5 protein-coding genes are annotated in these 6930 nt (G+C 62.3%); all 5 read right to left on the bottom strand.

Features of this window, described 5'->3' with window-relative positions; genetic code table 11:
- Positions 1 to 204: 204 nt before the first annotated feature.
- Entirely contained in the window at positions 205 to 3795 is a 3591-nt protein-coding gene (gene uca, locus CRO06_RS19065) for an urea carboxylase (RefSeq protein ID WP_097059151.1), read from the bottom strand.
- Between the two features lie 83 nt (positions 3796 to 3878).
- The gene (locus CRO06_RS19060) at positions 3879 to 4517 is read right to left on the bottom strand and encodes an urea amidolyase associated protein UAAP2 (protein ID WP_022995317.1); all 639 of its coding nucleotides are present in this window, start codon (positions 4515 to 4517) and stop codon (positions 3879 to 3881) included.
- Positions 4518 to 4526: 9 nt separating this feature from the next.
- Positions 4527 to 5243 (bottom strand): urea amidolyase associated protein UAAP1, encoded by a 717-nt coding sequence (locus CRO06_RS19055; RefSeq protein ID WP_022995318.1) that lies wholly within the window; start codon positions 5241 to 5243, stop codon positions 4527 to 4529.
- Between the two features lie 37 nt (positions 5244 to 5280).
- Positions 5281 to 6063 (bottom strand): ABC transporter ATP-binding protein, encoded by a 783-nt coding sequence (locus CRO06_RS19050; protein WP_022995319.1) that lies wholly within the window; start codon positions 6061 to 6063, stop codon positions 5281 to 5283.
- Positions 6064 to 6082: 19 nt separating this feature from the next.
- Positions 6083 to 6898, bottom strand: a complete 816-nt coding sequence (locus CRO06_RS19045) for an ABC transporter permease (protein WP_022995320.1) — start codon at positions 6896 to 6898, stop codon at positions 6083 to 6085.
- Positions 6899 to 6930: the final 32 nt, after the last annotated feature.

Genomic DNA, 6930 nt, shown 5'->3' with positions numbered 1-6930 from the left:
CGCCCGCACCGCCTTCGCCCTGATGAAGCAGCAACAAGAATATTGCCCCGCAAAGCTCTTTTAAGCGTTGCAGGGCACCATAGAATCTCCCACAGCGGCTTCGTAGTCCAAACTGTGGGAGCCAGCCTGCTGGCGAATCCCGGCCTTCCGGTGTTGGGTATTTGCTTGCAGGCAAGCTTTTACAGCGGCTGCGTGGTCCGGCTGCTAGCCCAGCACCATGATGGCCTGGCCGGCGTTGATCTGCTGGCCTTCCTGCCGCGCTATATGCAGCACCTGGCCGGCTTCCGGGGCGGTGACTTCGATCTCCATCTTCATGGATTCCAGGATTGCCACCACCTGGCCGGCTTCCACATTGTCGCCCTCGGCCACGTTGAGTTGCCAGATGTTGCCGGCGGTGGGGGATTCCACCGGCGTGCCTTCCGGCAGACCGTCGCCGTCGTCGCCATTCAGATCCTGTTGCGACTCGAAATGAATCTGGCCGCTTTCCACCCAACGTTGCAGTTCCTCTTCGAAGGCCTGGTTCCGCTGCCCGGTGAAGGCCCGGATGCTGTCGTCATTGCGCCGCAGAAAATCCTGATAAGCATTGAGGCTGAATGTGGTCTCTTCCACCTTGAGCGGGTAGTCGCCTTTGGGAAAGTCCCGGCGGATTCGTTGCAGTTCCCCGGCGCTGACTTCGTAGAAGCGAATCTGATCGAAGAACCGTAGCAGCCAGGGTTTGGTGAAGGCCTCGGTGGTGCGATAGCGATTCCACATTTGCAGGGTGCGGCCGACGAATTGATAGCCACCCGGGCCCTCCATGCCGTACACACACAAATAGGAACCGCCGATGCCGACGGAATTTTCCGCGGTCCAGGTGCGCGCCGGATTGTATTTGGTGGTGACCAGCCGGTGACGGGGATCGTAAGGCGTGGCCACCGGGGCGCCCAGGTAAACATCACCCAACCCCATCACCACATAGCTGGCCTCGAACAGAATCCGTTTGACCTCGTCGATGCTGTCGAGGCCATTGATGCGGCGGATGAATTCGATATTGCTCGGACACCAGGGCGCGTCCTTGCGCACCGATTGCATATATTTCTGGATCGCCAGCCGGCAGGCCTCGTCGTCCCAGCTCAGTGGCAGATGAACGATACGTGACGGCACTTGCAAATCATCCTGTTGCTGCAAGGACAGTTCTGCTTCCTTCAATAGCGTTAACAAGGTGTTGCGCGGCAGCTGCCGTGGATCGAAATGAATCTGCAGGGAACGAATGCCGGGGGTCAGTTCCAGCACGCCGTCAATCCGCTGCTGCTCCAGCCACAGCATCAGGGCGTGAGCCCGGAAACGCAGGCGCAAATCCAGTTCCAGTGGACCGTATTCCACCAGCACATAACGGTCACCGGCGGCTCGGTAGACTACCTCCACACCGGCTTCCTCCTCCGGCAGGCGGTCCAGTACCGGGGTGATCACAGGGGCGGACTTCACTACCAGTTCGGGTGCGTTCAGGTGTTGCAGACAGCGGTCCTGTTCTTCACACAGACGGTCGGCGTCTTCCAGGGAGACCGGTTGAAAGCGTACTTTATCCCCGGCTTTCAGCTGTCCCAGTTTCCACAGGTCGGCTTTGATCACCGTGGCGGGACAGACAAAGCCACCGAGCGACGGACCATCCGGGCCCAGAATCACCGGCATATCGCCGGTGAAATCAATGGTACCCACCGCATAGGCGTTATCGTGGATGTTGGAAGGGTGCATGCCGGCTTCGCCGCCGTCGCTGCGGGCCCATTCCGGTTTCGGCCCCACCAGTCGTATGCCGGTGCGGCTGGAGTTGTAATGGACCTGCCAATCGCTGCTGAAGAAGGTGGCGACGTCGTTGTCGGTGAAGAAGTCCGGTGCGCCATGGGGACCGTAGATGACTCGCAATGTCCAGGTATCGCGCAGCTTCGGCTTCAGCGCGGGTGGCACCTCGATGGCTTGCGGGACCGCGCCGTGCGGGCTCAGATGCAACACATCGCCGGTGCGCAGAGCCCGGCCGCCGTGGCCGCCAAACTGACCCAGCGTAAAAGTGCTGCGTGAGCCCAGGTAGGGTTCGCATTGAATGCCGCCAGCCACGGCCAGGTAAGCGCGGGCACCGGTGTCGTTGACCTTGCCCAGCTTCAGCGTCTGGCCGGCGATCACCGTCACCGCCTGGTAGCGGGGCACGGACTCGCCGTCGAGCGTGGCGCCCATATCCGCGCCGGTCAGCGCGATCCGGGTGTCGCGGTTGAAGCGCAGGGTCGGGCCATTGAGCGTGCATTCCAGGCCGGCCGCATTCTCGTCGTTGCCCAGCAACCGGTTACCGAGGCGGAAACTGAGGCTGTCGAACGGGCCGGACGGCGGCACGCCCACCGGCCAGTAGCCGCCGCGCCCGGGATAATCCTGGACGGTGGTCAGGGTACCGCCGGCAAGGACATCCAGGGTATCGGGTTGGTAGCGGAAGTCGTTCAGATAGCGAGTGGTCATGCGGCCTTGCCGAAACGCCGGGTCGGCGAGGATCGCCAGCACATACTCGCGGTTGGTTTCGATGCCTTCCACCAGAGTGTCGCCGAGCGCTTGCTCCAGGGCAGCCAGAGCGCGCTCGCGATCATCCTCGTGAACGATGACCTTGGCCAGCATCGGGTCGTACAGCGGGGATACGGTCAGTCCCGCTTCGATCCAATGGTCCAGCCGCAGCCGTTGGCCGTCCGCTTCAGGAAAACGCACGGTGGTCAGCAGACCAGCACTGGGCTGGAAATCCTTGTTCGGATCCTCCGCATAGAGACGTACCTGGATCGAATGACCGTGCGGCGTGAGATCGCCGGCCAGGTGTTCCAGCGGCGGTAGTTCGCCGGCGGCCAGCCGCACCATCCAGGACACCAGGTCGGCGCCGTAAACCTGCTCGGTGACGCCGTGCTCCACCTGCAGGCGAGTGTTCACCTCCAGGAAGTAAAAGCGGTTGGTATCCTGGTCGAGAATGAATTCCACGGTCCCGGCGTTGCGGTAATGCACCGCCGCCATCAGACGCCGTGCGGTGTCGTGCAAAGTGCGCCGAACCTCTTCGGGAAGATTGGGCGCCGGGGTTTCCTCCACCACTTTTTGATGGCGGCGCTGGGCGGAGCAGTCACGCTCGCCGAGCGTCACCGCCTGGCCTTTTCCATCGCCGAACACCTGCACTTCGATGTGGCGGGCGCGCTCAATGTATTTTTCCAGGAACACGCCATCGTTGGAGAAGTTGTTGGCGCTGAGCCGGCGTACCGTGTCCCAGGCTTTGCGCAGCGATTCGGCATCGTGGCAAATCTGCATGCCGATACCACCGCCGCCGGCCGTGCTTTTCAACATCACCGGATAGCCGATGCCGGTGGCGGCGGCCAGCGCCTGTTCCGGATCGGTCAGCAGACCGGTGCCCGGCAGCAGCGGCACCTGATTGTCTTCCGCCAGCTGGCGGGCGGTGTGTTTGAGGCCGAAGTCCCGCATCTGTTCCGGGGTGGGGCCGATAAAGGCGATGCCTTGGGCTTCGCAACGCTCGACGAAATCCGGGTTCTCACTGAGAAAACCATAGCCGGGATGCACCGCATCCACCTGCTGTTCGGCCATCAGTGTCAGTAACTTATCCTGATTCAGATAGGTGCTGGCGGCGCTGCCGTCGCCCAGACAGTAAGCCTCGTCGGCCAGGCTCACGTGGCGGGAATCGGCGTCCGCGTCGGCGTAGACCGCGACGCTGGTGACGCCCAGGGTTTTCAGGGTACGGATGATTCGGGTGGCGATGGCGCCACGGTTGGCGATCAGTACCTTCTTGAACATGATGTCGGCTCTGCGGCGATGGCGGGTCGTCCCGCCGTAAGCGTCCGGCTTCCGGGGTCGTCCCCGGCGCCTTATTCCGATAGTCAGTGCCAGATCAGCACTTCGATGGGCGTGGGGTTGTAGCCGTTGCACGGGTTATTGAGCTGCGGGCAGTTGGAAATCAGCACGGTGATATCCATCAGCGCTTTCATTTCCACATACTTGCCCGGTGCGGAAATCCCGTCAGCGAAGGTGAGGCCGCCTTCGGCGGTCACCGGGACGTTCATGAAAAAATTGATGTTGTGGGTGATGTCGCGCTTGCTCAGCCCGTATTCCTCATTTTCGTTAACGGCCCGCATCCAGCTGTCCCGGCAGGCGTGCATGCAGCGTTTTTCCAGCGCGTAACGCACGGTGTTGCTTTCCGTGGCGCAGGCGCCGCCGAGGGTATCGTGGCGGCCGCAGGTGTCAGCGGTGATTTCCAGCATCGGCCGGTTGCGGTTGGAACGCAGCACGGTGCCGGCGGTGAGGAAGACGTTGCCCTGTTCGCGGATGGTGTCCATGGCGCTGTAGCGCTCGGCGGTGTCCTTGGCATTGAAAAACAGCGTGTCCGCCGCCTGGTTGCCTTCCAGATCGAGGATGCGCAGGGTCTCGCCTTCCTTCAGCACTTTAAGAAAGTAATCGCCGGCGGGGACGGTGTCGCGGAAATGAGCATCGGCGGGCTTCAGCTGACTTTCCCGAATCATGATGGTCTCCTAAAGGCCCAGGTGATAGAGGCGGTTGTTTTCGAAGGCGCGGGCGTTTTCCGGACGAAAATTCAGGCAGTAATCGTCCTTTGCCACCGGCGCGGCGGTGAGCATTTCCACCCGCACTGGTTTGCGTGGATAGTCGCTGGCGGGATTGAGCGGGTGCGGGCAGGTGTGCATCACCACCAGCGTGTCCATCTCGAAACGCAGGGTGATTTGCGCCCCGGCGCGGGCGGCGCCGGCGTCGAAACGCAGCTGTCCGTTATCGTCGGTGACCACCTTACTGAACAGATTGAGATTGGCGGCCAGGTCTCGCTCTCCCAGGCCATATTTTGCCAACTCGGTGAGGAAACTGGCGTGGCCGCTCAGAGTCCAGTCGTTGCGGTATTGCTGGTAATTGTGCTCACCGTATTTCTCCAGCAGGCGGGCATCGTCCAGGTTACCGCAGACGGTGTCGTGCCAGCCGAAGCTGTCGTCGACAATGGAAGCGAACACCCGGCCCATGTCGGAGTAGAGACAATTACCGCGGGTCAGTTTGAAGGTGTGCTGACCCTTGAGGGTGTCCGGAGCGTTGTAACGCTCCAGTTTTTCTTCCGGGTTGTAGAACAGCATGCCGACGTTGGCGCCGCCTTCCAGATCGGTGAGACGCAGAGCGGTGCCACGGCGCAGGCGAAACGACCAATGGGCGCCACCGGGCATGGTGTAGTCGTACAGCGGTTCGGTCATGAAGGTCTCCTTGTACGTTTCCAAATCAAAACGGGCGCTAGGCCATGGTGCGGGCGGTGGCGTCCGCCTGCTCCTGGATGGCCGTGAGCGTGCCTTTGTCGCAATCTCCCACTGGCAGGTCGTAGGTGATGCGCGCGCCGTAGGCGCCGGGGGCTTGCGGGTCCAGGCGGGTCTTGTCGAATACCCACAGCCGGGTACCGAGGTAAAAGCCTTCGGCGAGGTCATGGGTGACCATGAAGATGGTCAGGCCCTGTTGCCGCCACAGATCCAGCACCAGGTGATGCATGTCGCGGCGGATGCCGGGATCGAGCGCGCCGAAGGGTTCGTCCAGCAGCAAAATGCGCGGCCGTTTCATCAATGCCTGGGCGATGGCCAGACGCTGTTGCATGCCACCGGACAGCTCGTGGGGAAACTTGCCGGCGGCCTGGGTCAGCCCCACGGATTCCAGCATGGCCATGGCGGCGTCCTTCAAGGCTTTGCGTTTGCCGCCGAAGGCGCGGCCGATGAGTTTGTGTCGGTGCAACTCGTCGGCCAGCATGACGTTTTCCAGCGCGCTCAGATGCGGCAGCACGGAATAGCGTTGGAACACGATGCCGCGGGTCTCGTCCGGCTGATCCGGGATCGGCGCGCCGTCCAGCAGCAACTTGCCCCGGCTGGGCGATTCGGTGCCGAGCAGCATTTTCAGAAAGGTGGTCTTGCCGCAGCCGGAGGCGCCGACCAGGGTGACGAATTCCCCTTCCCGCACCTCGGCGTTGAGGCGTTCCAGCACCACCTGGTCGCCGTATTCCTTCCACAGATTGTTCATTTCGATGATAGCCATGGGCTTCTCCTCGCTTTGCTCAGTGACTGCCGTGGAACCAGGGGTAACGCCAGCGGGAATAGCGGGCCAGCAGGAAGTCGATGGCGAACGCCAGCAGGGTGATCCAGAGCACGTAGGGCAGGATCACGTCCATGGACAGGTAGCGGCGCACCAGGAAGATGCGATAACCCAGCCCTTCGGTGGCGGCGATGGCTTCGGCGGCGATCAGGAACAGCCAGGCGGAGCCCAATGACAGCCGCACCGCGCTGATCAGGCGCGGCATGATCTGCGGCCACACCAGACGCAGAATGATCTGCCAGGTGTTGGCGCCGAGCGTTTGCATCTTGATCACCTGCTCGGCGGGGATCTCCCGGGCCCTTTGCTGCAAGTCGCGGATCAGAAAAGGCGTAATGCCGATGATGATCAGCATCACCTTGGCCAGTTCGCCGAGCCCGAACAGAATGAACAGGATCGGCAGGATCGCCATCGGCGGCACCAGCGACAGCCCGGTGATCAGCGGGGACAACCCGGCGCGGGCATAGGGCAGGGTGCCGGTGACAATGCCGAAGACCAGTCCCATCAAGGCGCTGATGCCGACGCCGATGGCCAGGCGGGTGAGGCTGGCCAGGGTATCCGCCCATAACAGGTACTCGCCGCTGCGCTTGCTGGGTTCGAACGCCATGCGTTGAATGGCATCGCCCATGGCACTGAACGCCGGCAGCAGTTTGTCGTTGGGGTTGGCTTCCAGGCGGGCGTCGGAAGCCAGCAGGTACACCACCAGCAGAAGGGCGAAGGGCAACAGCCCCAGCGCCCAGGTGGCGACCCGTCCGGGTTGCCGGTTGATCAACTTCTTCATGGCGACTCCTGTGGGCGGTGACAAGGCACGAG

Origin of the sequence: Alloalcanivorax xenomutans (assembly GCF_900217905.1) — a bacterium.
In the GTDB taxonomy this organism is placed as follows: Bacteria; Pseudomonadota; Gammaproteobacteria; order Pseudomonadales; family Alcanivoracaceae; genus Alloalcanivorax; species Alloalcanivorax xenomutans.
This window is presented reverse-complemented; position numbering and strand designations above follow the sequence as displayed.

Coding starts and splice junctions, on each gene's coding strand:
- uca (WP_097059151.1), bottom strand. CDS start 3,795: ATGTTCAAGAAGGTACTGATCGCCAACCGTGGCGCCATCGCCACCCGA.
- CRO06_RS19060 (WP_022995317.1), bottom strand. CDS start 4,517: ATGATTCGGGAAAGTCAGCTGAAGCCCGCCGATGCTCATTTCCGCGAC.
- CRO06_RS19055 (WP_022995318.1), bottom strand. CDS start 5,243: ATGACCGAACCGCTGTACGACTACACCATGCCCGGTGGCGCCCATTGG.
- CRO06_RS19050 (WP_022995319.1), bottom strand. CDS start 6,063: ATGGCTATCATCGAAATGAACAATCTGTGGAAGGAATACGGCGACCAG.
- CRO06_RS19045 (WP_022995320.1), bottom strand. CDS start 6,898: ATGAAGAAGTTGATCAACCGGCAACCCGGACGGGTCGCCACCTGGGCG.